Raw genomic sequence first — 22,956 nt, forward strand, 5'->3', positions numbered from 1 at the left:
GTTCTGTGTATTAAACGGCAATCTCACCACCGTCTTCACGACGAATCACAACAGTTGCTGCTCGAGGGCGAACGGACATTCCTGATGGAGTCTCTTCTGCTGCGTTGTCGCTGTATGGCCAATTACCGGGGTGCTGAATGTTCACAAACAGTGACTTGTAATCAGGGCTAATCGTAAAGCCCGTTACCTCACATCCGTTTGGACCAACAAAGAAGCGCTTAAGTTGAGCTTGGTTGCCTTCATCAATCACTGCACTGTTACCATTGTCGTCCGTTAACTTAGACGGGACGACTGCTAACATTTGGTCGTTGGTGTAACTCGTTACTTCATCTGCTCCGTTATCCGTCTGAATCCACAAAATGCCACGTGCATCGAATGCTAATCCATCTGGGCTTGCGAACTGGTTCATATCAGTAAGGCTAGAACGATTGGTGTCTGCATCACCGTTGGCAGGTGAACCGAATACGAAAATATCCCAAGTGAAGTCAGTTGCGCTTTCACCTTCATCCCAACGGATAACATGGCCAAACTTGTTGTTCAAGCGTGGGTTTGCCGCGTTCGTTTCATCGGTACGCGCAGTGTTATTGGTAAGTGTTAGATATACAGAACCTGTGTATGGATCCACTGAACACCACTCTGGGCGATCCATTGGTGTTGCACCTACTAGATCCGCTGCTCCAGCTGTATTTAAGATGATTTCAGCCAAAGAGTTGAAATTGTCTGCCAGAACACCACCTGATAACGTCACGCTATCTAACGTCAATGGTAGCCACGTGCCAGAGTTGTCTTCATTGAAGCGCGCCACGTAAAGTGTGCCTTCATCCATGTATTTATCGCCTGTTGTTAAGCGGTTTGATGGGGTGGCATCTGCTGGATCCCAACCTGCAGCCGATTCGAATTTGTACAAGTACTCAAAACGAGAGTCGTGACCTGAGTAGAAGACAACCGGTTGACCTGCTTCTAGCTTGCCAAAAGTACAGCCTTCGTGACGGAAACGACCAAGCGCAGTGCGCTTTTTCGCTCGAGCATTCTCCGTGTAAGGGTCGATTTCAACAATATAACCATGGCCGTTTGCTTCGTTACGATAATCATCTATCGAACTTGCACCTGTAGGCTCTACGTTAAAGCGAGTGAATTCATCTAAACGTTCTTCTGCATTGCCAGCCAATGTTTCCCACAAGTAGCGTGTGCTGCTATCGTCAATACCAATGCGGTCTTGTTCTTCAGTTCGAACGCCGGCATTAACGAAATAGCCTGGCCAGTTTTCTTCACATGTTAGGTAAGTGCCCCAAGGAGTGAAACCATTACCACAGTTGTTTAATGTACCACGCGCTTGGCTGCCATCAGGGGAGAAGCGAGTCACGGTAAGAGCGGTATGTGCGACTGGGCCAGACAAGTCCATTACGGTAGCGCCAGTGTAGCGGCGGTTGAGTGGATCGGTATCGACTAATTTCCACATGTTGTCTTCCAGTTGAATTCGGACAACCGACACACCGTGAGCATTAATTTCTTTTCGTACTTCATCAATAACTGTTCGAACACCACCTACTATGGTCTGACCGCTAGGGTGTAGAGCATTCGTATCAATATATTCATGGTTAATACACAATAAACCGTCTACGTTGCTGTCATTTAATGGGAAAAAGTGCATCCCGTCGTGGTGCATCCCCAACGCATTCAACTGTTCTTCGCTTGTGTTACTGCCGTCATCCTTCCATGCACTACCCTGTGCATTAAGCGGTGTCCCCCATGGCACCAAAACTTGTGCCATGTAACCTTGTGGAACAGAGACAGCATCGGTTAGTGAGCCCGGGATAGAATCAAAATTTAGTACCGCACTTGAGACTCCAGACCCGTTACCTCCTGAAGTATCTGGACTAGAAGAATTACACCCAGAGAGTCCAAACGCGCCAAACGCTGTCATTGCACTGATGCCGAGACCGCCTTTCAAAACGTTTCTTCTTGATAGGTTAGCGTCGAGTACTTCTTCGAATGGTTTGTTTTTACTCTTATTGAAACGAGTGCTATCAAATGTTTCCTTGCTCATCTGTACTGCTTCCTATTGGTTGTAATTATTATGGGTTATTCATGACTAGCTCAGTTATTAATCGAATGGTTAATAACTTGGATCAATGTGTGAGTTATCCTGAAGCAGTTAAGTGACAGATTTTTATAGATTTGATTAAGGTTTTGTTTCTGTAGCAAGGTTTTTGCGATTAAGCGTGATGAGCAATACAAAACTCTTGGGAAATGAAGAGGAACTGTGTATAAGTGCTTTATTAAACGTAGAGAGAGACAGTTATGAAATTAGATAAAATCGAAAACAAAAATCGCCGCCTTCGCAAGAAATTATACCTAGGTGAATTCGCGATTCTGGGTTTTGAAGTAAGCTGCAAGACATCGATTACTGATTTTGACCAATACGATGTGTTCATTGATGAGTTCATCGACTTCATCGATAGCATCGGTCTGTGCTTTGGTGGCGGTGGCCTTGAGTTGTTTGAAGGTTTCCTATGCTCTATTGAGCGTTACCGTTCAGTAACAGAAGCAGAGCAACTGCAAGTTGCACAATGGCTTGAAGCTCGCGCTGAAGTAAGCAAAGTTGAAGTTAGCGAACTTATTGACGCAAACTACGCATTCTAAATTAATGTTGTGCTGTTAGCTCAACGTAGAGGCCTATTACGGCTTTTAAAATGAGCAACAACATGCCAGAACAAAGGCCGAATCGGTATATCGATTCGGCCTTTTTGCGTTTGTCACATCCCATTTTTCTTCACACTCTGCTCTTTTATAGCTTCATAGGAAGTTAGTGAAACTATGGTTTTCGAATAAATATCAGCGCTTTACTGTTACTTTTCTTGGTTGGAATAAGTTTGGATAAACTTGTGAGACTTTTATGAGAATTCAATGAAGTTGCTGATAGATTTGATCGCCATTCTTAGAGTCAAGAACACCACAGTTCGTTCTGGCAAAGGTAACGGTATATCGCTGTTATTCGTTTGTTGGCAACGATAGGACTCAATAAAGGATGGAATCAAAATGAATAAACGAACTCAAATCAGCTTAGTGGTTAGCTCTGCTATGTTGGCCTTTGGTACCGCTCAGGTTCACGCTGCACAGCTAGAGGTGACGGTAACAAATGCTACGAAAGGAATCTACTTCACACCAATTTTGGCCGCAGCGCATGACTCTAACTTGTTCATGTTTAGAACCGGTGAAACTGCTTCAGCAGAGTTGGAATCGATGGCGGAAGGTGGAGACATCTCTGGCCTGTCGAGTTTAATCGCCAATGCGGGTGGTGTGGTTGTCGAAAACCCAGCTAGCGGAATACTAAATCCAGGAGTGGCGACCACCTTTGATATCGATACGGGTGATTTGGCTTACTTGTCATTAGGCGCGATGTTACTGCCAACCAACGATGGTTTTGTTGGGCTAGATAGTTGGAAGATCCCAACCCAAGCCGGTACCTATAAGGCAAACCTAAACAGCTACGATGCAGGTACGGAAGCGAATGACGAGTTAGCTGCTAGCATGCCTAATCCACCCTTTATAACCTTTGGCGCTGGTGGTACGGGCGTAGAAACCGCGCTTTCAAATACTAAGGTTCATGTTCACCCTGGCAACCTTGGTGACAGTGATCCGGTTGCCGGTATAAGTGACCTCGATAGCAGCAGCCATCGCTGGTTAAACCCTGTAGCGACAATCACCATCGTTGTGAAGTAAGGGGGATGTATGAAAGCTAGAATATTGTTTATCGCGGCTTCTGTCGCCCTGCTGGCTGGTTGTCCGGATGATGACGATGATTATTATCGTTACGATGTCACGGTTACTAACTTAACGCCTAATCAACCTATGTCGCCACTAGCGGTACTTACTCACAATACGAATTTTGACTTGTTTGAAGTTGGCCAGAGTGCCTCTGCGGATCTTGAATACTTAGCAGAAGGCGGAAGCAACTCTCAACTGCTTGCTTTGAGTAATAGCGACGATAATGTTTACCAAGGTATCTCAGGAAACGGGCTGATCTTGTCGGGCGAAAATGACACGCTCTCCATCCGTGTTGATCCCGCTTTAGAGGGTTATCTTTCTGTCGCTTCGATGTTGGTTAATACCAATGATGCGTTTGTGGGTGAATCTGGCTTATCGCTTAAGTCATTAGCGGTTGGTGACACCTTCACCATGAACATGAATGTATGGGATTCGGGAACGGAGTTGAATGATGAGCTTGCAGCAACCATTCCGGGCCCCGCAGGCGGTGGTGAGGGCTTTAATAGCCTAAGAAATGACAATGATGTGGTGAGCTTCCACTCTGGCGTCATCAGTCAAGATGATGGCTTAACGACCTCTGCTCTAACTGCTAATCATCGCTTTCTGAATCCAGGTGCGAGAATCACCATTACTCGAACTGAATGATTGGGTTAAGCGTGAAATGAAAGAATTCCTGCTCTGTTCCGGTCAATTGAAAGGTGGGTAGACTCCGAATAGAGCAGGGATCATGAATAGTGCTGCGGTAAATCTGATGGCAAACATATTACTGGTTGAAGACGACGATGATTTAGCGGAACTGGTGCAAATGCATCTCAAGTTCCAAGGTCATCATGTCGAAAGAGCTAATACGATTGAAAAAGCACAGGGTCTATATCTGGATGGTCAGTTTGATTTAGTCGTCCTCGATCGAGGCTTACCTGATGGTGATGGGCTCGACTTTTGTCGGATGATCCGTCAGCAGGAAGATTGGACTCCCGTGTTGATGCTCACAGCAAGAGACTCTGAACTGGATAAAGTCTCGGGCTTAGAAGCCGGTGTCGATGATTACATCACCAAGCCATTCAGTGTGCTCGAGTTTCAAGCTCGTGTTCGTAATGTTTTACGTCGGGTTAATCATGCAGAAGCCACGATCAAAGAGGCTCCAACAACGGAATCTGTGATGAGTTTTGGTGGCCTTACCATTCAACCGGAGCGTCATCAGGTTTCTTTAAATAACCAAGATGTCTTGTTGACCGCGACAGAATTTACTTTACTTCATTTCTTAGCCACCCGTCCGGGTCGAGTGTATAGCAAAGATGAGCTGCTTGATCATGTATGGCACACCAACCATTCAGGCTACCACCACACCGTTTGTAGCACCGTCAATCGCTTGCGAACCAAGCTTGCTATGCCAAATAGCGATGATGACTTCATCAAGACTGTTTGGGGTGTTGGGTATAAGTTTGAGTCGAAGGCTTAGGGTTTGATTCTCGCTTTTTAAGTTCATTAATAGAAACAGAAGTCATTAAGGAGTAAGCATGAGTTTTAAATCGCGCTTAGTGTTGTTTACCAGCTTGTGGTTTCTATTGGTGAGTGTGGTCATCGCCTACACCTATCATTGGCAAAAAGAAACTATTGAGCAACGAACAAAACAGAGCCTACATAAAGAACTCGCGGTGCACATGCGCGATGATAACCCTCTAATGATTGGCACTGACTACAACCCGAAAGCCCTCAAATCCATCTTTCATACCTTAATGTTGATAGGGCCGGATTTTGACATCTATTTTCTCGACAGTCAGGGCAATATCACCACGCACGCCGCCCCTGAAGGAACCAAACTCGCTAGCCAAATTGATTTAGCGCCGATTAAGCAGTTTCTAAATGATGAGCCTTATCCGATTTTGGGAGAGGACCCGATCAATCCAGATTCTCGCAAGGTGTTTTCTGTCGCAGCGATCGAAGAGTTAGGTTCTACGGTTGGGTATCTTTATGTACTCATTGGCAGTAATCGCCATACTGTGATTGCCAATTCGCAAGTAGACACACCTTATATCGCACTGGCTGGCCTGATGTTGGTCTCTATTTGGGGTTTTGCCATAGGGGCTTATCTATTGGTTAAACGCAGCTTGTTGAACCCGATAGAAGCTGTAACCGATAAGTTGCAACAGCAAGCCGAACAAGATTTCCGCTTGGAACCTAATTTCACGCGCCAAGTACCAGAACTGGTGCCAATTGCGCGTTCTTATCAGTTGATGGCAAAACACATTCAACAACAATTTCTGCAACTGGAATATCAGTCATCGCATCGTAGGCAGAGCCTATTGCAATTGAGTCATGATCTGAAAACACCACTATCGAGTGTGCTGGGGTATCTAGAAACGTGGAAGATTCAAAATCCACAATCGGATCCGTTGATCGATGTGGCCTACCGCAATGGCAATAAACTATCAGATCAGCTTCATTCGCTGTTAGACAGTGCCAAGCATGATAATCCTGTTCCCACGTATCAATACGCTTCGATCGATTTGAATGCGTTGATGAGTGAGTGTCTGGATACAATACGAAGCAAATATCTTCATAAAAATGTTCAGCTTAACGTCAACATGTCTGATGAAATAAAGGCGGTCGGGGATCGTGATTTACTTGAGCGGTTGGTTTTAAACTTGTTAGATAATGCGTTGAGGCATAGCCCTAGTGGGACGACAGTGTCTTTGAGTGTTGGTTTAGAGTCAGATGCAAAACGAGTCAAGGTCGTGATCCATAATGAGATTGAGCAGGAAGCGCCAAACGGGTCATTGGGTATCGGCACCAAAATCGCTCAGTCGATACTAATGTTACATCACAGTGTGTTAGAGACGAAAAAGGCAGAGAACTCGTTTCAGCAAAGCTTCTATTTGCCGTCGATATAGTGTTACCTGTCTTTGTATAGCTTTAACGGCTTTCAGCTTAGGTTATAGACGAGTTGTTCACTGAGGCGCGAACAACTCGTTGAGAAGCTTTTAAGTTGAAGAGGCTTTAAGCGTCTTCATTTCCTTCTTCGTTGCCTTCATTCACTTTCGCGTAGAAATGAAGAAGCTCTGTCAGCTCTTTTACCCAACCAAATGCTTCTGTCGGTGCTTTTACCAAAATCTTCTCTACTTTCTCACAATGAGTTTCAAGGTCGATGGCTTGCTCAAGGTTGAACGACATCGCATAGAAGTGCCAAAGCAATAGACGTGTCATGCGCTCGATGTTTTGTTTCGAGTTATCTGACTCGCTAAATGCAAGATTCACTTTACTCAGTGCGATTGCAGTCATTCGTAGCATCGCGTCAAACTTTGCTGATTGCATGCGCTCTTCACTGGTGACTTCTTCCTGCTCAAAAGTAAACAACTCCGTCATCGCATCTTCAGGGACCAGACGATGGATCATTCTTAAACTAAATTCTTCTAGTTCTTCACGAGGCATGGTGTTTAAGCAAGTTAAAGTGTAATCGCGTTGCATAGCGTTCTCTTGGATGAGCAAAAAGGTCGGACAGTTTAATGGAGAAGTGAGCTTAGAAAAAGCAGATTCTAGTTAGTGCAGGTTTAGAGGGGCGATTAACTGACGTGTTCAATCAATTGAGCTTTGTTTGCCTGAGCCCTAGCGAAATGAACTCATAAAGGGTTCATTTCGCTAAACGAAGCGTATTAAGCGCTTTTGTGAGTCGGTGGTCGATACTGCATAGACTGGTCGTCTTTCATAAAGATGTTGCTCGCTGCTAAACTGCCGATACAAATCGAACCAAGTGCAATCCAAGTCACGGTGTCCGGTATTTCGTTAAACAGTGGAATAGCCAACAATGTCGCGATGGCCGGAGTCGCACTGCCGAATGCTGCTGAACGCTCTGCCCCTAGGGTGTTAACCGCATAAAGGTAAGTGAACGCCGCTATTAAACCAGCACCGACGCCTTGTACCGCTGAATGTATTGATAGCTCCGCTATTGGCCATTGCGCTATTGGTGTGACCATAAGATGGCTAGGTAATGTTCCTGTTAAGATCAAAAATAGCAATAACAGGGTCGACGATAAGGAAATAAACCCTGCACTGACTAAAGCATTGAGGTTGGCAACACGAGCCGAAATGGTAAAGGTTGCCCACATTAAACTCGCACACAGAAATAGCAGGTGGCCTTTTGTGTATTCAAAGTTGAAATCACTGAGGCTACTCCCTAGGAACAGTAAGATCCCCAATAGAACTAAGCTGAGCCCGGCAATACGGTGTCGACTGAGCGGTTGTTTGAAGACAAGTACCGCAATACCCGTCACAAAGAGAGGCAACGTGCCCGGTACGAGCGCACTGCCATGTGAAACCGGTACAAAGTGCATCGCTGTACCGGTGACCAATAAATAGGGGAGGCCACTGCCAGCAAACATGCCTGCGAGGTAGCGCTTGGGAACTGAATAGATAGCATTGCGCGCTTTCCATACTAAAGGAAATAAAACTAAGGCAGGAATGAGAAATCGGGTGAGTGCAATATCTGCGGGTGTCAGAGCTGAGTTTGCGCCTCCTTTCAGTGAAAGAAAAAAGCTTGCCCAGATGAGCAGAGTAATCACGATAGATAAGTAGCCAAGATTCATAGTAAACAAGGAAAATGGATGGTGCTTAATTATGAATTAAGACTTATGCCACAAGTTGGCAAGTTTTGACCTTATTTAAGTTTAGGTTGATGATTTTTGCTAATATTTATTAGAATATTAACTCATTCCACTCAATTTGATTTTCTCACCAACTAAGGTTTCGCGTTTTCTATGGATAGAATTGACAGGCATCTACTCGAATTGCTGCAAAAAGACGGCAGATTGACGACCGCAGAACTAGCGGACGAAGTGGGTTTATCACCTTCGCCGTGTGCAAGGCGGATTAAAAGGCTGGAAGAAAAAGGGATCATCGACGGTTATCGCGTCAGTCTATCGCGAGAACAAGTCGGAATCGCCATGAGTGTCTTCGTTGAGGTGAGTCTAAACAACCACCAAGAAGTGTCGATCGATAAGTTTGAAGGCGCTATCGTTGAAATGGAAGAAGTGATCAGCTGCCACGTGGTATCTGGCGCTTATGATTATCTGTTAGAAGTGGTCAGCCCAAATCTTATGGCCTATGAGGCGTTTACAAGAAAGCTGCAACGGCTCTCAAACGTAAAGGACATCCATACCCATCTCGCGATCAGACAAGTGAAAGGTAATGCACCATTGCCTGTTTACGTAGATTAAGATTGATTGTGTTGACTAAGATTGACCGTTCTAAATAAGCTCGATTAAGCCAAGTAAGAGCGATTAAACTGAAAGGGTTGCGATTACACATTGAGCTTGATCAGTGAGCTGAAAAAGAAAAGATCTACTGCTGATAAAAAAGTCACAAAGAAAACTAGACTAGGCTCGACGGCTTAAGATAGCAGACATAAAAAACGGAGCACCTTGTGAAAGGTACTCCGTATGTATAGGTGCAAAATCAGTGATATTTAAAGTTAGAGATTGAACAATCTCCGGTTTTTACATTAATTCTGAATGAAAAAGCATGTGAATGGTAATCAACACCGTCATTCCAAATTGTCTCTCCAAATATCTTACATAGCTCTAGCTCACTTACTGAACCGAACTCTTCCATGTGTTTAGCGACAGATAAAAGTTTACCTCTTATCTCTGCAGTCCCTTCCGTGTTACTCAAGCAGTTGAAAGCCATAGTCTTTTGCATATTACCTAGCCAAAATGTTTCTTGTTATTAAGTTATATGAAGATTCATGATAACAATTTTCTGGCGTTTGTAAATCTATTTTGTGATGAATATCTCACATATTTGCTTGCATTGGTCGAAAAGTGAACTTTATTGTTGATAGTTACCACATTAACTTTACAAGCTATTGATAAAGCTTTGATTAACGATTTTTCTGGATATTTTTACAGGAGAGTAGTCCGTTATGACGAGAAATCCAGTCGATGAACAGAGAAAGCCGAGTGTGGGTTTCAGTTTGAAGCATCGTTTATTGGTGCTTTTGCATGGCGTGCTTCATCTATCATATTGGCTTCTTTACGATACTTTGACGACAGCTGACGGAATTTATCACTGAGTGTATGGAGATCTTTGGAGAGCGATTGTGAACTTGTCACATGCGATTGTGCGCTTTCAGATTGGCGCGGTAGCTTTGCCTTAGCACAGTGCTGAGCAACGGCTTGCCATGAGCGAGTGAGAGACTGAGCTCCTTCTAGTTCACTAGAGACGACGTATGCCTGTTTTAACAAAACTTCAGAGACATCATAAGCAGTATTCATATGACTATTGAGCTGTACATTAAACCTTTCTTCATACTTCGCCCAAAGCTCAATGATCTGTGTCTCGTTGAAGTGTTTAGATAGCAGTGTTTGTGATTCATAGGTTGAGAGAACTTGGTTGAATTCTTTGGTGTATTGGTTGTAGCGACCTTCAAAGACGAGTTGGCGATCCAACAATGTTTGCCAGTTTTCACGATCGCAATGGCTTGCGACCGCGACATTGGCAATCAAAGGTATACTTAGAATGATAACCTTTCCCCAAAAACGCATGACTTTCCTCTACTTACCGTGCTCTCAATAGAGAGTATAGATGAGTGGCAGCATGAGTTGATGTACACTTGAAGTAACCCTAAAACGGAAGAGCTGGTGGATTTGATGAAAAAAGCGCTGATCGCTTTACTTGTATTGTTAATATTGGGCGGAGGAGGAGCGGCGTACTACTTCTTTGTTATGAAAAAAGACTCACCACCAGCAGAGAAAACCGAAGAATCCGTTGAAGAAGTTGCTCAGCCTGAAGCTGATTTAAAACCGGTTATGGAGCTTAAACCTGAGCCAGAACAGACAGAGTTCTATGTTTTGGATAGAAAGCTTGAAGTGGTAGAACAACCAGAAGTTGATGGCTTGATAACCGATTACCTCTACAAAGGTGAAAAAGTCGAAGTACTTGATAAACAAGGCGAGTGGGCACGTATCTCAGATTATATCGTTCTAAAAGAAGGTGGTCCACAGACAGCCGAATGGGTTTCGATGTCTGGCCTATCTAATGATGAAGTGATTATTTCTGAGAAAGAAAGCATAGAGATATTGGATTCATATTTGGTTAAATCCGACGATCTTAAGAGCCATAAAGAGAAATTCCGCAATACGGTTGCAGAGCTGATCTCTGATGGCGAATGTGACCCAAGTGACTTCGAGGAATTAGGTGGTTGGGTGAAATCGGTGAAGTACAGTGACCGAGATGTCTATTTTATTTATTGCGGCGGACTATCGCTTGAAAATAAAATTTATTTAGATGTAAATACAAATGAAATATTTACTAAGTAGGATCCACTTCGCTATTAATATCAGATGTATTAATAGCGATTAGCCTTTCTATTTATTGATTTAGACTAAAAGCCCACTCTCTTGAGAGTGGGCTTTTTTATTGCCTATTCACTTTTATTCATCTAGTCAGAATGTTAGCCAGTGTGACTTTAATATTTACTTATATTGAATTTTATATAGAAATACCTCGATAGATTTATTAATAGGAAATAGCAATCTCGCTATTATTCCTACGATCAATTGTTTACTTTTTCAATATTGCATTCTCATTGAAACACGTTAAGTCATGTCATTTTATTTAAAGTAAACAAAGGCTTATCGGTTTGGTGATATAATTGAAGTTAAATAAAGGCTATTAATATCAGTTGCTTACTGTATTTTACATAATCGCAACATTTCATGGGTTTTGGGATGTAAGTCAGATTTTTAGCCATAACATGAAAATATTTTTTATTTGTAATAATACTTTTTGATTTTGAGATGTAGGGTTTAATTAAAGAAAAACGTAAAGTTTAATTATCGACTAAGACATTATCTTATTAACATCATTGTTATTTAATTGCTTGTAAGGGATGGAACCATTAATGAAAAAGCTTGCTTTAATTACAGGATCAAAAGGCGGTATCGGCTCAGCAATTTCTTCTAAATTAGTCGCGGATGGCTATCGTGTTATCGCGACCTATTTTACTGGGAATTACCAGTGCGCACTGGATTGGTTTAACGAAAAACAATTTACTGAAGATCAAGTGAGATTGTTTGAATTAGATGTCACCAACACCGCTGAATGTGCACAGAGCTTAAGCAAGTTGTTAGAAGAAGAAGGCACGGTGGATGTTTTGGTTAACAACGCGGGTATTACTCGTGACAGCGTCTTCAAAAAGATGAATGCCGAAGCTTGGAAAGAAGTGATTGAGACTAACCTCAACAGTCTTTTCAATGTGACACAGCCTCTGTTTGCACCTATGTGCGAAAAGGGCAACTGCCGAGTCATCAACATTTCTTCAGTGAACGGTCTTAAAGGTCAGTTCGGACAGACCAATTATTCCGCAGCAAAGGCTGGAATGATTGGTTTTTCAAAAGCACTAGCTGCTGAAGGTGCAAGAAGTGGTGTGACAGTAAACGTGGTTGCCCCTGGCTATACCGGCACGCCTATGGTTGAGCAAATGACGCCTGAAATCCTTGATTCAATTAAAAACCAAATCCCAATGAAACGTTTAGCGACGCCTGCAGAAATTGCAGACGCAGTGGGCTTTTTAGCGAGTGAATCTGGTGCGTACATTACAGGCGAAACACTGTCTGTGAATGGCGGCTTGTACATGCACTAATAAGTGAAACTTAAGGGGATTGAATGATGGAAAAGGTATTTATTGTTGCTGCAAAGCGCACACCTATTGGTGCATTTACAGGGTCGTTAAAAAACATCACAGCCGGTGAGTTAGCGGGCGTCGCGATTAAAGGGGCGTTGGAGTCTGCAGATGTTCCATTAAACGTGATTGATGAAGTAATTGTTGGGAACGTGATTTCAGCGGGACAAGGAATGGGCGTTGCTCGTCAAGCTTCTCTTTACGCAGGCCTTGCTGAAGAAGTTCCGGCTTATGGCGTCAACATGATCTGCGGTAGCGGTATGAAATCGGTGATGGATGCGGCGGCTCACATCAAAGCAAAAGACGCTGAAGTCGTTATTGCAGCGGGTGTTGAGGTGATGTCTCAGATTCCTTTTATTGTGCCACCGAGTATTCGCAACGGGCACAAGATGGGTGACATCTCAATGAAGGACTTGCTGGTGGGGGATGGATTAACAGACGCGTTCAATCATTATCACATGGGTATGACGGCTGAAAACATCGCCAACGCGTTAAATATTTCGCGTCTCGCACAAGATAACTACGCCTTAGAAAGCCAACAGAAAGCAGTAGCCGCAATCGAAGCGGGCAAATTCAAAGGACAAATCGTCCCTGTCGAAATTAAACAGCGCAAACAAACGCTGACATTTGATACGGATGAATACCCTAAGTCTGATGCGACGTTTGATGGCTTGCAAAAGCTCCGTCCGGCATTCGACCGAGAAGGAACTGTTACCGCTGGCAATGCGTCAGGCATCAATGATGGCGCAAGTGCCATTATCTTAGCGTCTGAATCTGCGGTCGTAAAATATGGCCTGACACCGCTGGTCGAGCTGAGCAGCTACGCACAATCTGGTTTAGACCCGAAAATTATGGGGTTAGGTCCAGTAGAAGCAGTATCTAAAGCGCTAGACAAAGCGGATTTAACTTTAGAAGAAGTTGAGCTATTTGAGCTAAATGAAGCCTTCGCTGCGCAGGCTTTAGGCGTGATGTACCAGTTGTCTGAACAACATGATCTGCCGCTTGAAGCGTTCAAATCTAAAGTCAATGTCAACGGTGGCGCTATTGCACTTGGTCATCCTTTAGGGGCATCAGGTAACCGAATTATTGTTTCTCTTATCCACGAGATGATTGAGCAACATACCAATTATGGTGTTGCTTCGCTTTGTGTGGGCGGGGGAATGGGAACCGCTGTTTTGCTGAAAGGTATCGAGGGTTAAATCCCGATGTGCCATAGGCAAGCCAAATTGGTTTTTTAAGCTATTTATTTTCTTAACTATTTCTTTATTAAGCTATTTCTTCACTAACTATGTATTCACCAGGAGTTATTTATGTACACGGATATTTTCAAAACAATCACAGACCAAACTGAAAAGCAGTTCGAACCGTACTTGAAATTCAATAAGTTGGTTGCAAAGAACGTTCAAACAATGACTGAACTTCAAATGAATGCGTTGCAGACTTATACCGATATGGGTCTTGCACAAATGAAAGCAGTAAGTGAAATCAAAGACGTAAATAGTCTTACAGCTTTTAACGGCCAGCAACTAACGGCACTTACTCAATTGTCTCAACAGATGATGAGTGATAGCTCAAAAATGCAAGCTGCTGCAAAAGAGTTCAAAGAAGATGTTGAAACACTAACAACTGAAAACTTGAAAACAGTTACACCTGCATAAAATTAGTCGCCATCGAGTTGGTACAGGTTGACCTGTGCCGCTTGGTGGCGATTTTCCGATTATTGGAGTCATGTTATGTTTCAACACTTCTTTTCGGACTACCTTGTTAAGCTTCAACAAACGAACCAGCAATGGTGGGAAAATTTTGAACAAAACAAGGAAGCCGCGCAATCTCCCCTAAATAAAGCGATGCAAGAATTGAATTTTGATGATGCATCGAAAATTTTTGAGCAAGCCGCAAACCAACCAGCCGTTCTACTTCAGCTGCAATCTCAATGGTGGGAACAGCAACTGCAAATCTGGCAAAACGCAGCACTGATGGGTAACACCGAGAGCGTTATCGCTGAAGATCGTGGTGACAAGCGCTTTATCGATGATGCCTGGAAGAACGACCCTTTCTATAGCTTCATCAAGCAATCTTATTTGCTGTTTAGTAAAAGCTATATCGATACCATCAACTCGATTGAAGGCATTGACGAGAAAACCAAAGAGCGTGTCGCGTTCTTTTCACGTCAGGCTATCAATGCAATGTCCCCAAGCAACTTTATCGCGACCAATCCAGAGCTGATGAAACTGACTCTTGAGAGAAATGGCGAGAACCTTCTTGATGGGTTAGAGCAGTTGCAAGCGGATGTGGAAGCGAGTGCCGATATCCTTAAGATCCGCATGACCAACAATAATGCATTCCGATTGGGTGTGGATGTTGCGAATACAGAAGGTGATGTCGTCTTTCAAAATGATTTGTTTGAATTGATTCAGTATCACCCGAAGACACCACAAGTCAATGCGACACCATTGTTGATCGTTCCGCCGTTTATCAATAAGTACTACATTCTCGACCTTCGTGAAAAGAACTCGATGGTGCGTTGGTTGCTTGAACAAGGGCATAGCGTATTTATGATGTCTTGGCGTAATCCGGGTGAGGCTCAGAAAGACCAAGAATTCGGAGACTATGTCACGGAAGGGGTTGTTAAGGCGGTTACCGCTATTGAAAACATTACGGGTAAAGAGCAGATCAACGCGGCAGGTTACTGCATTGGCGGCACGGTACTCGCTTCTACTGTGGCCTACTATGCAGCTAAGCGTATGAAGAAGCGCATCAAAACGGCAACCTTCTTTACCACGTTATTAGATTTCTCTCAGCCGGGTGAGGTTGGGGCGTACATCAATGAGACGATAATCGACGCGATTGAGAAACAGAACGACGCTAAAGGTTACATGGATGGTCGCTCGTTGAGCGTGACGTTCAGTTTGCTTCGAGAGAACAGCTTGTACTGGAACTACTACATTGATAACTACCTCAAAGGCAGCAGTCCGATGGAGTTCGATCTATTGTACTGGAATAGTGATAGCACTAACGTGGCGGCTAAATGTCATAACTTCTTGCTGCGAGAGCTCTATCTTGAAAACAAACTGGTTCAAGATAAAGGCGTGAAAATCGGCGGTGTTTGGATTGATTTGAATAAGATCAAAATACCAAGCTACTTTATCTCAGCCAAAGAAGACCATATTGCTTTGTGGCAAGGGACTTACCGCGGTGCATTGAACACGGGTGGCAACAAAACGTTTGTTCTGGGTGAGTCGGGTCATATTGCCGGCATTGTTAACCACCCAGAGAAAAAGAAGTACGGCTACTGGTTGAACGATAACCTAGACGACTCTGCTGACGAATGGCTAAACAACGCAAGCCATAATGAAGGGTCATGGTGGACACACTGGGATCAATGGTTACAAGGCTTTGAAGCTGACGAGAAAATCGAACCTTTCAATCAAGGTTCCGAGCTTCACCCTGTAATTGGCAAGGCGCCGGGTAACTATGTAAAACAGGTGCTGCCGATTGTTGATAAAGAAGCTGTCGATAAAGAGACCGTCGATCCAGAAGCTTCAAAAAACCAAGCTTAACTTGCGGCTTGTTCATGGTTGATGCGTCAAATTGAGCATCAACCTTTACCTCTTAACTATTCTATTTTTCTAATCTCTTCGTTTACCAGTATTCCCCCTCGTTTTCGAGACTCAGTACTAACCGTTTTATACTGGATTGTTGCTGTTGCATATCCCGACTGTATATTTAAGCCAAAAGGGTCTCTTCTATTCACCTCGTATTTACCTTCATATCAGCAAACTATCAGCAACTTTCATAAGGAGAAGTTGCGATGAATTACCGCATGTTATTGCCTATAGGGATTTTGTTTAGTGCAAATGTATTGGCTGAGCTTGATAAACCAGGTTGGGGAGGAGAAGTTGGGCTTTTGGTCGGATTTGGTAGTGAAACAGACGACTCAGACTCTGTTAAAAAAGGCAGTTTGAATAGTAAGGGAGATTCGGAATCGAGCGCACTTGTTGTGCCATTAGGGCAGCTACGTTATACCTTTGGTGCCGATAACGACCAACAGGTGTTTATGGGTACATCACGTGGCGATATCATCGAAGGCATTTTTGCTCTTGAATTTGGTTACACATTGGAATACGGCAACGAATCGAGCGTGTCGTTCTCTTACCTTCCGACTATTGCAAATGGTGAAGTATGGGAAGACCCGTTTATAGCCAATACAGCAAGGACCAAAACCGATATTTCCGGCGATACCTTCCGTTTGCAGCTAGATAACTTCTTAGATATCGGTCTAGCTGGCGATTTTGCTGTCTACAAGCAAGATATTAAAAATGAGAAGTCAGGCTTTCACCTAGGAGTACCAACCAACGTACTTCAGCGTGACGCTAAAGGTTATTATGCAAGTCTCTCTATGGGAATGCCAATTACTGAAACCTCTTTCATCGAGCCCTCTTTCTCTTATCAAAAACACCTTGCTGATGGTGATGCGGTTTCCTTCTCTCGCTATTCTGGCTCGTTGACTTACCTTAAGAGAATTAACGACCATGCACTTTCGGTGAACGCGGATTACAGTTATAGCTCATATGATGCGTCTAACCCTGTCTTTAATAAAACACGTGAAGATAATGAATATAGCTTAACGCTCGGCTATGAATATATGGACTTTATGGGTTGGGAAAACTGGGGTTTTAACGCGCTAGCCGGGTATTCTAATAATAATTCGAATATCGCGTTCTATGATACGAGTGGATACTTTATGGGCGTTGGCGCGAGCTACCACTTCTAAGTTATTGACTACCGATTTTCGATTATTCAAAGGGCTAGCATGTTTGTTAGCCCTTTTTTGTAACGTAACTATCACTGTATTTGAATAACGAAGCTTCAAACTTAGCTGACGATGAACGAAAACTATTGGCTTAGCTTGAAACTTAATAGTGAAGAATAATACAAAGCTACGTGTTGGTATTCGAATTGTGAACGACTGGTAAGTGGAGTCTAGCCCGTAAACCTCCTTCTATTTTCTCGGCTTCGAGGTGCCACCCTAGCTTCTTACATATTTTTTCAGTTAAATCCTGCCCAAGGCCAAAGCTATCTTGAAATTGTATATCTAGCACTTGAGTGTTGATATTCTTGATTACTATGCTGTTTTGCTCAAAAGATATATAGATCGTGCCGCTATGTGTGTATTGGAAAGCATTACGAATGAGGTTACCAACTACAATTCGAATCGGTGTTTCAGGAAGTTGAGCTGTGGGGGCGAGAGCGTAGTCACGAATGATATCGATGTCTTCCCCCTGAATTAAATATTCTAACTCTTCTATTAAGTTATCCAATAAATCGACCACTGACACTGGGCTCTGATTTGGAGGTGTATCACTCTTTCTGGCCAGCCAGAGCATGGTTTCAGTAATTTGTTGCATGTTGATACTTGCTCGGTCGATACGGCCTATTGGGCGTTGTAATTCAGAGGGTAGGGAGACGCGCTCCAATATTTCCATGTTCGCTCTAATGATCGCAATAGGTGTCCTTAGTTCGTGGCTAGCATGAGATAGAAAACGCTGTTCTCTTTCGACCAATTGTGCGTTTTTACGCAATGCTTTTTCTAGATAAAGAGCGACTCGGTTATATTCACTGAATTTGAAGTTGGGGGCTGGGTTAGCCAATAGATCGTTTGAAACACTCTCCGACCATTCGACCAGCTTTTCGGTTTTTTTTCCGACTCGATAGCTATACAACCAAAGTGCTATGACAATAAAAAATATGTACCCGCACGCAATGTAAACAATCAAGCTAAAGCGGTGATCAATCCAAATATCCATTGTCTGTCCAATCAATCGGTAGTCGTACTTCGCAATTCCGTATACCGCTTGGCCGCTATCGAGAGTAAAGCGATAAATACCTACAACCGCTTCTTTCTTGATATCGCTAGTTATTGTTTCATCGACAAAAACGACTGTGAACTCATTGTTTGTAAGTGTTATCCCTTGAAATATATTGACGCCATCTATTTGAACATCTGGTAGTTGGTCATAATAAAATGAAACTACATAGGAATTTGGCAATTCAGCATCAGGGTTTGAAGTCCTTGCTTCGTTGTAATTCAACCATTCACTGACCAATCGCATTTTGACGGAGTCTTCTAAGCCATATTCGAAGTGACGGATTAACAGTTCACCAAACAAAACGACCGTGAGTAGTGGTATTCCCATGAAAAAAGAGGTTAAATGGCTTCGAATAGGGAAGCTCTTTTTTATACTCATGATTGCCCTTTTATTCTAATTCCTTGGCCAACCAAGGTTTCGATCAACTTAGTTTCAAACGGCTTATCAATTTTTTGCCTTAGTTGATAAACCTGGACTTTGAGGTTGTTACTTTCTGGCGCATCATTTGGCCATAAGCACTCCTCAATCTCTCTTTTACTGACTACATTTGGACTGCGTCTCATAAGCAGTTCTAACAATATTAAATTTAATCTGTTTAGATCTAATGATTGACCTGACCTAGAGACTTTTTGGTTTTTAAGGTCATAAGTTAAGTCTCCTTGTATCAGTTTTTTAGGCTGGCTACTTCTGCGCTTGGAGAGTGCTTTGATGCGTAAAGCGAGTTCTTTCATTGCGAACGGTTTGATCAAGTAATCATCGGTGCCTGCATTGAATCCCGCTTCTTTGTCTTGCAGTGTATCTTTTGCTGTTAGCATCAAAATTGGCGTGTCGTCCCCGTTATCTCGAAGTCTTTCACAGACTGTAAAACCATCAATTTTAGGTAACATAAGATCGAGGAGGATGACGTCGTAATGATTTTGTTTGGCGAGTGTAAACCCGCTCAACCCGTTATAGGCATGATCGCATCGGATATCTTCAAATTCGAGAAACTCGGCAACCGAAGCTGCGAGCTCCTTGTCATCTTCAACCAGTAACACATTGATAGATAAATTAGATTTCATTCTTGTTGACCTCAATAAATGAAGCTGAGCGTTGGGTGATGATGTTGTGATACAGCTGCTTGATGTCTTCTTGAACCATTAGTAAAACAGGCACTAAGATAAGTGTAATAACGGTTGCGAATAATATCCCATATCCCATCGATGTAGCTGCTGGTATCAAAAACTGAGCTTGAGGCGAGGTTTCTGATAATAATGGCACTAACCCAAAGTACGTGGTCGCAGAAGTCAAAACAATTGCTCTTAAACGTCCTGTTCCTGATTCTATTAACGCTTCGTATACTGTGTCACCGCTGTTTATCTTGGTATTAAATCGGGAAATCAGCAGCAGACTGTCATTCACGACAACCCCAGTTAATGCAAGCATTCCAAATAGAGAAAGTACACTAATGGGGATCCCTTGGATTAGATGTCCCATCAAGGCTCCCACAATACCAAATGGAATCGTGCACATGATCAACAGAGGCTGAAAATATGAGTTGAGTGGTATCGCGAGCAACGCGTAGATGCCGATAAGAGCGATAGCAAACACGCTATAAAGTGAATTTGATATTTGTTCTTGCTCTTGTTGTTGCCCTGAAAGGACAATGTTGAGATCTCTATACTTTTTCTGTAACTCTTTAAACAGGTGTCCGTCGATATTATTAATGATGTCCTCTGGAGAGGCGATTGTTTTATCTACATCGGCTGTTATCACATTGACTCTGTTACGGTTGATTCGTTCAATGTTTTTCGACACATATCGAGTGGAGATATTGGCCACCGCATTGAGTGGGACCAACTTGCCATTGCTTAAACGAACTTGCGCGTATTTCAGGTTATCCAGCGTTTGCCTTTTTGAGTGTGGATATTGAATTTTGACCTTTATTTCATGCAAACCTTGTTGATATTGCTGAATTTCGTAACCTTGATAGGCCATGTTGAGCTGTTGTAGGAGGTTTGCTGTACTGAGTCCCATCGCGAGCCCCGACTCGTTTACGCTAATATCCACTTGAGCTTGCGTATTCGCGAGGCTGCTTTTTATCCCATGTACACCTTGTACATGACTGAGATGTTCAGTCAGTTCGTGAGTCGCGTTACTTATTGTTGTTTCATTTTCGCTTCTTAATTCTATGCTGATTGCTTTATCGCTGATCATGTCGGCTAGGAAATTGGCACTATCGATTCCTTCAAGTAACGGAATCATAGATTGCCACTCTTTCGCGATAGCACCTGCACTAATGGGACGTTGAGCGTTACCCGATAGGCCAACAATGATTTGTGAACTGCTATTGGTGGTTTCTACCAATACACTTTGGATAGGCGCTACAGACAGCCCATATTGGCTCATCAGTGAATCATTCAATGAAGCGGCCATTTGTTCGACTTTAAGTGTTTGACGTTGCACTAACCCGTAGCCAGCATCCTCTTCGAAGGCGAGCTCTATGGTGATGAAGTTGTTCGAAATCTCTGGAAAAAATACGGACTTAAGCTTACCAGTTATTAGAGATCCGCTAATCAGGATACACAGGGAGACAAAGCCACAAATTACGGCATAGCGATAACGTAAAACCAGCTGTAAACAGGGCTTATATATATGCCAAGTGATGTACTTGAAACCACGTAGAATACGCTGCTGAACATAATGCCATACGGCGGGAATACCACGCGCAGAACCCGGTTCCATTTTGACTCGAGCAAGGTGAGCGGGGAGAATTAATTTGGACTCAATGAGAGAGAATATCAGGCAGAAAGTCGCGGCCATGGCAAATTGTGCAAAGATTTTTCCGAGTTCCCCTTCGACTAAACTGAGAGACATAAAAGCGACAATTGTTGTTAGCACACCAAATGTAGTCGGCGTCGCCACTTTTTGCGCGCCAGCGATGGTTGATTCAACAGAAGCTCCGTGTTTCTCTCTTTGCTCGTAAATACTCTCACCGATGACAACGGCATCATCAACCACAATACCGAGTGCCATTATAAAACCAAAGGTGGTTAATTCATTAAGGGTGAGCCCAAAGAAAGAATCACCCATAAGTACCATTGCACCAGCAAAAGTCACGGGCAGGCCAACGGCAACCCAGAAAGCAACGCGTATGTTTAAAAGTAGAGCCAGTAAAATAACAACGAGGGCAATACCTTGAGCGCTGTTTTTAAGTAGCAAAGACAAACGATGCGTAATCGGCTCACTTTGATCATTCCATTGTGTGAGGTTTATACCGCTCGGCAGTGTTAATTGGTAAGCATCAACAATGGATCTGGTTTCTTGTGCAAGCAGGTTTATGTTTGATTGACCGTACATTTTCACCGTTAAGCCCAAAGATGGTTGGCCGTTGTAACGAGTAATGCTACCGTCGTCATCAAACCCTAGTTCAACGTGTGCAACGTCGGACAATAGTATGGTTTGTCCTCCGGCGGTTCGCTTAATTGGCAAGCTAGCGAACTCTGTCGCACTGCGGTGCTGTTGGTCGGTTTTGAGAACTAACGTTCCCTGAGAACCTTTAAGCTCTCCGGCGGTTTGAGTTAACGATTCCGCACGAATTTGGCTGACGATGTGGTCCATAGTGAGATTGAAAGCTTGTAACTTGGCCTCATCAACCTCGATCGATATCTGCTGAGCCTTTCGTCCAATGTAGTCAACTTTCTGTATTAAAAGCGAGTCTAAAAGTTTGTTTCGCAATTCGTCTAAATAACTCTGTAATGCATCGATAGGTACATCACCAAACAGGTTAATAGACATCACATCTTCAAGGTCGGCTTGCCGCGTGATGACTGGCTTTTTCGCTTCACTTGGCAAGTCACCAATCGCATCCACCTCACTTTTTACATCTTGCTGTAGCTTTTCGAGTGAATAGCCACTCGACTTAGTTATGGTGACCGTTACGCCGTCACTATCAGAGCTGCTGGCTATCTGTTTGATGCCATCCACACCTTGCAGTGCATCTTCAATCTTTATCGCAATACCTTCTTCAGCTGAACGGGCTGAGCCACTCTGATATTCGACACTAACCGTAATACTGGTCGGAGGCAGTGATGGAAAGCTCTCTACCCGCGATTGGATAGCAGCAAAACCACCAGCCACCAAGATCAGAACCATTAATAGATTTGCGGCAACAGGGTTATGAACAAACCAAGCGATGAGACCTTGAGCCTTTTGGTTATTGTCCATCATTCACCTCTTGGAGTGACACATTTCCAATAACACCAAGTGAATTACTATTATTTGATGCAAGTTTTCCCTGTAAAGTATCTTGAGGGCTATCTGAGAGTGCTAATACGTTCATCCCTGCCACGAAGTTAGACAAGGGCTTTAAAACCAGATCGATTTGTTCATCGAGGTTGTCTCGTTCAAAGCCGATTGCATCGACATCTTGAAACAGTGTTTGAGTCTTATGCTTATGAAGTACTCCTTCTTTGACATACCAAATATTGCCGTCCGCAGTGATGGAGGAGGAGGACACCATAAAGCTATTAGAATAGGTTCTACCTTGAATCGTGACTCGTACAAAACTCCCAAGCAGCAAAGGCTTTGGTTGTTCAAGAGGGGCGTTAATTTTTAGTATCAGACTTCTCATGCGTGTTGATTGATTGAAGTGGTCAAGTAAAA

20 protein-coding genes and 1 pseudogene are annotated in these 22,956 nt (G+C 43.3%); 12 read left to right on the forward strand and 9 right to left on the reverse strand.

Features of this window, described 5'->3' with window-relative positions:
- Window positions 1–10: 10 nt before the first annotated feature.
- Window positions 11–2,047, reverse strand: a complete 2,037-nt coding sequence (locus BCT49_RS13100; RefSeq protein ID WP_102435725.1) for a PhoX family protein — start codon at window positions 2,045–2,047, stop codon at window positions 11–13.
- A gap of 254 nt (window positions 2,048–2,301) precedes the next feature.
- On the opposite strand from BCT49_RS13100, the gene BCT49_RS13105 reads away from it, so the two are divergent.
- From BCT49_RS13105 to BCT49_RS13125, 5 genes are all read left to right on the forward strand, one after another.
- Entirely contained in the window at window positions 2,302–2,643 is a 342-nt protein-coding gene (locus tag BCT49_RS13105; protein ID WP_017062629.1) for a YggL family protein, read from the forward strand.
- A 396-nt stretch (window positions 2,644–3,039) separates the two neighbouring features.
- Window positions 3,040–3,723 carry a spondin domain-containing protein gene (locus tag BCT49_RS13110; RefSeq protein WP_102435727.1) on the forward strand — a complete coding sequence of 228 codons (684 nt, stop codon included), beginning with the start codon at window positions 3,040–3,042 and terminating at the stop codon, window positions 3,721–3,723.
- Window positions 3,724–3,732: 9 nt separating this feature from the next.
- Window positions 3,733–4,413 (forward strand): spondin domain-containing protein, encoded by a 681-nt coding sequence (locus tag BCT49_RS13115; protein ID WP_102435729.1) that lies wholly within the window; start codon window positions 3,733–3,735, stop codon window positions 4,411–4,413.
- A gap of 82 nt (window positions 4,414–4,495) precedes the next feature.
- Window positions 4,496–5,227 (forward strand): response regulator transcription factor, encoded by a 732-nt coding sequence (locus BCT49_RS13120; RefSeq protein ID WP_102435731.1) that lies wholly within the window; start codon window positions 4,496–4,498, stop codon window positions 5,225–5,227.
- Window positions 5,228–5,285: 58 nt separating this feature from the next.
- Entirely contained in the window at window positions 5,286–6,659 is a 1,374-nt protein-coding gene (locus BCT49_RS13125; protein ID WP_102435733.1) for a sensor histidine kinase, read from the forward strand.
- A 106-nt stretch (window positions 6,660–6,765) separates the two neighbouring features.
- On the opposite strand, the gene BCT49_RS13130 is transcribed toward BCT49_RS13125, so the two are convergent.
- Together BCT49_RS13130 and BCT49_RS13135 are read right to left on the reverse strand one after the other, a co-directional pair.
- Window positions 6,766–7,233, reverse strand: a complete 468-nt coding sequence (locus BCT49_RS13130) for an exoribonuclease R (RefSeq protein WP_102435735.1) — start codon at window positions 7,231–7,233, stop codon at window positions 6,766–6,768.
- A gap of 185 nt (window positions 7,234–7,418) precedes the next feature.
- Window positions 7,419–8,348 (reverse strand): DMT family transporter, encoded by a 930-nt coding sequence (locus tag BCT49_RS13135; protein WP_102435737.1) that lies wholly within the window; start codon window positions 8,346–8,348, stop codon window positions 7,419–7,421.
- Window positions 8,349–8,519: 171 nt separating this feature from the next.
- Between BCT49_RS13135 and BCT49_RS13140 the strand changes: the two genes are divergently transcribed.
- Complete coding sequence (locus tag BCT49_RS13140) at window positions 8,520–8,978, forward strand: Lrp/AsnC family transcriptional regulator (RefSeq protein ID WP_017105870.1); 459 nt, start codon at window positions 8,520–8,522, stop codon at window positions 8,976–8,978.
- 238 nt (window positions 8,979–9,216) lie between these two features.
- Here BCT49_RS13140 and BCT49_RS13145 read toward each other — a convergent pair whose 3' ends face one another.
- Window positions 9,217–9,459 (reverse strand): hypothetical protein, encoded by a 243-nt coding sequence (locus BCT49_RS13145; protein ID WP_102435739.1) that lies wholly within the window; start codon window positions 9,457–9,459, stop codon window positions 9,217–9,219.
- Between the two features lie 269 nt (window positions 9,460–9,728).
- A complete protein-coding gene (locus BCT49_RS13150; RefSeq protein WP_102435741.1) occupies window positions 9,729–10,304 on the reverse strand; it encodes a hypothetical protein in 576 nt (191 codons plus the stop codon).
- 96 nt (window positions 10,305–10,400) lie between these two features.
- Between BCT49_RS13150 and BCT49_RS13155 the strand changes: the two genes are divergently transcribed.
- From BCT49_RS13155 to BCT49_RS13180, 6 genes are all read left to right on the forward strand, one after another.
- Complete coding sequence (locus tag BCT49_RS13155; protein WP_102435743.1) at window positions 10,401–11,078, forward strand: SH3 domain-containing protein; 678 nt, start codon at window positions 10,401–10,403, stop codon at window positions 11,076–11,078.
- 584 nt (window positions 11,079–11,662) lie between these two features.
- The gene (locus BCT49_RS13160; protein ID WP_102435745.1) at window positions 11,663–12,403 is read left to right on the forward strand and encodes an SDR family oxidoreductase; all 741 of its coding nucleotides are present in this window, start codon (window positions 11,663–11,665) and stop codon (window positions 12,401–12,403) included.
- 26 nt (window positions 12,404–12,429) lie between these two features.
- Window positions 12,430–13,641 carry an acetyl-CoA C-acetyltransferase gene (locus BCT49_RS13165; protein WP_102435761.1) on the forward strand — a complete coding sequence of 404 codons (1,212 nt, stop codon included), beginning with the start codon at window positions 12,430–12,432 and terminating at the stop codon, window positions 13,639–13,641.
- Window positions 13,642–13,752: 111 nt separating this feature from the next.
- Complete coding sequence (locus BCT49_RS13170) at window positions 13,753–14,100, forward strand: phasin family protein (RefSeq protein ID WP_004731353.1); 348 nt, start codon at window positions 13,753–13,755, stop codon at window positions 14,098–14,100.
- Between the two features lie 75 nt (window positions 14,101–14,175).
- Window positions 14,176–16,002, forward strand: coding sequence for a class I poly(R)-hydroxyalkanoic acid synthase (phaC, locus tag BCT49_RS13175; RefSeq protein WP_102435747.1), 1,827 nt, complete (start codon window positions 14,176–14,178; stop codon window positions 16,000–16,002).
- A 251-nt stretch (window positions 16,003–16,253) separates the two neighbouring features.
- Entirely contained in the window at window positions 16,254–17,216 is a 963-nt protein-coding gene (locus tag BCT49_RS13180) for a DUF2860 domain-containing protein (protein ID WP_102435749.1), read from the forward strand.
- Window positions 17,217–17,382: 166 nt separating this feature from the next.
- On the opposite strand, the gene BCT49_RS13185 is transcribed toward BCT49_RS13180, so the two are convergent.
- The 4 genes and pseudogenes from BCT49_RS13185 to BCT49_RS25695 form a co-directional block, all read right to left on the reverse strand.
- Window positions 17,383–18,690, reverse strand: coding sequence for a sensor histidine kinase (locus BCT49_RS13185; protein WP_102435751.1), 1,308 nt, complete (start codon window positions 18,688–18,690; stop codon window positions 17,383–17,385).
- Complete coding sequence (locus BCT49_RS13190) at window positions 18,687–19,373, reverse strand: response regulator transcription factor (RefSeq protein WP_102435753.1); 687 nt, start codon at window positions 19,371–19,373, stop codon at window positions 18,687–18,689. Before BCT49_RS13190 ends, BCT49_RS13185 begins: the two co-directional genes overlap by 4 nt.
- Complete coding sequence (locus BCT49_RS13195) at window positions 19,363–22,518, reverse strand: efflux RND transporter permease subunit (RefSeq protein WP_102435755.1); 3,156 nt, start codon at window positions 22,516–22,518, stop codon at window positions 19,363–19,365. The genes BCT49_RS13190 and BCT49_RS13195 overlap by 11 nt, the downstream gene beginning before the upstream one ends.
- Window positions 22,508–22,956, reverse strand: a pseudogene (locus tag BCT49_RS25695) (efflux RND transporter periplasmic adaptor subunit); the annotation flags it as partial. The gene BCT49_RS13195 and the pseudogene BCT49_RS25695, both read right to left, overlap by 11 nt.

The organism is Vibrio lentus (genome assembly GCF_002875945.1).
GTDB classification, from domain to species: Bacteria; Pseudomonadota; Gammaproteobacteria; order Enterobacterales; family Vibrionaceae; genus Vibrio; species Vibrio apostichopi.

Coding starts and splice junctions, on each gene's coding strand:
- BCT49_RS13100 (WP_102435725.1), bottom strand. CDS start 2,047: ATGAGCAAGGAAACATTTGATAGCACTCGTTTCAATAAGAGTAAAAAC.
- BCT49_RS13105 (WP_017062629.1), top strand. CDS start 2,302: ATGAAATTAGATAAAATCGAAAACAAAAATCGCCGCCTTCGCAAGAAA.
- BCT49_RS13110 (WP_102435727.1), top strand. CDS start 3,040: ATGAATAAACGAACTCAAATCAGCTTAGTGGTTAGCTCTGCTATGTTG.
- BCT49_RS13115 (WP_102435729.1), top strand. CDS start 3,733: ATGAAAGCTAGAATATTGTTTATCGCGGCTTCTGTCGCCCTGCTGGCT.
- BCT49_RS13120 (WP_102435731.1), top strand. CDS start 4,496: ATGAATAGTGCTGCGGTAAATCTGATGGCAAACATATTACTGGTTGAA.
- BCT49_RS13125 (WP_102435733.1), top strand. CDS start 5,286: ATGAGTTTTAAATCGCGCTTAGTGTTGTTTACCAGCTTGTGGTTTCTA.
- BCT49_RS13130 (WP_102435735.1), bottom strand. CDS start 7,233: ATGCAACGCGATTACACTTTAACTTGCTTAAACACCATGCCTCGTGAA.
- BCT49_RS13135 (WP_102435737.1), bottom strand. CDS start 8,348: ATGAATCTTGGCTACTTATCTATCGTGATTACTCTGCTCATCTGGGCA.
- BCT49_RS13140 (WP_017105870.1), top strand. CDS start 8,520: ATGGATAGAATTGACAGGCATCTACTCGAATTGCTGCAAAAAGACGGC.
- BCT49_RS13145 (WP_102435739.1), bottom strand. CDS start 9,459: ATGCAAAAGACTATGGCTTTCAACTGCTTGAGTAACACGGAAGGGACT.
- BCT49_RS13150 (WP_102435741.1), bottom strand. CDS start 10,304: ATGCGTTTTTGGGGAAAGGTTATCATTCTAAGTATACCTTTGATTGCC.
- BCT49_RS13160 (WP_102435745.1), top strand. CDS start 11,663: ATGAAAAAGCTTGCTTTAATTACAGGATCAAAAGGCGGTATCGGCTCA.
- BCT49_RS13165 (WP_102435761.1), top strand. CDS start 12,430: ATGGAAAAGGTATTTATTGTTGCTGCAAAGCGCACACCTATTGGTGCA.
- BCT49_RS13170 (WP_004731353.1), top strand. CDS start 13,753: ATGTACACGGATATTTTCAAAACAATCACAGACCAAACTGAAAAGCAG.
- phaC (WP_102435747.1), top strand. CDS start 14,176: ATGTTTCAACACTTCTTTTCGGACTACCTTGTTAAGCTTCAACAAACG.
- BCT49_RS13180 (WP_102435749.1), top strand. CDS start 16,254: ATGAATTACCGCATGTTATTGCCTATAGGGATTTTGTTTAGTGCAAAT.
- BCT49_RS13185 (WP_102435751.1), bottom strand. CDS start 18,690: ATGAGTATAAAAAAGAGCTTCCCTATTCGAAGCCATTTAACCTCTTTT.
- BCT49_RS13190 (WP_102435753.1), bottom strand. CDS start 19,373: ATGAAATCTAATTTATCTATCAATGTGTTACTGGTTGAAGATGACAAG.
- BCT49_RS13195 (WP_102435755.1), bottom strand. CDS start 22,518: ATGGACAATAACCAAAAGGCTCAAGGTCTCATCGCTTGGTTTGTTCAT.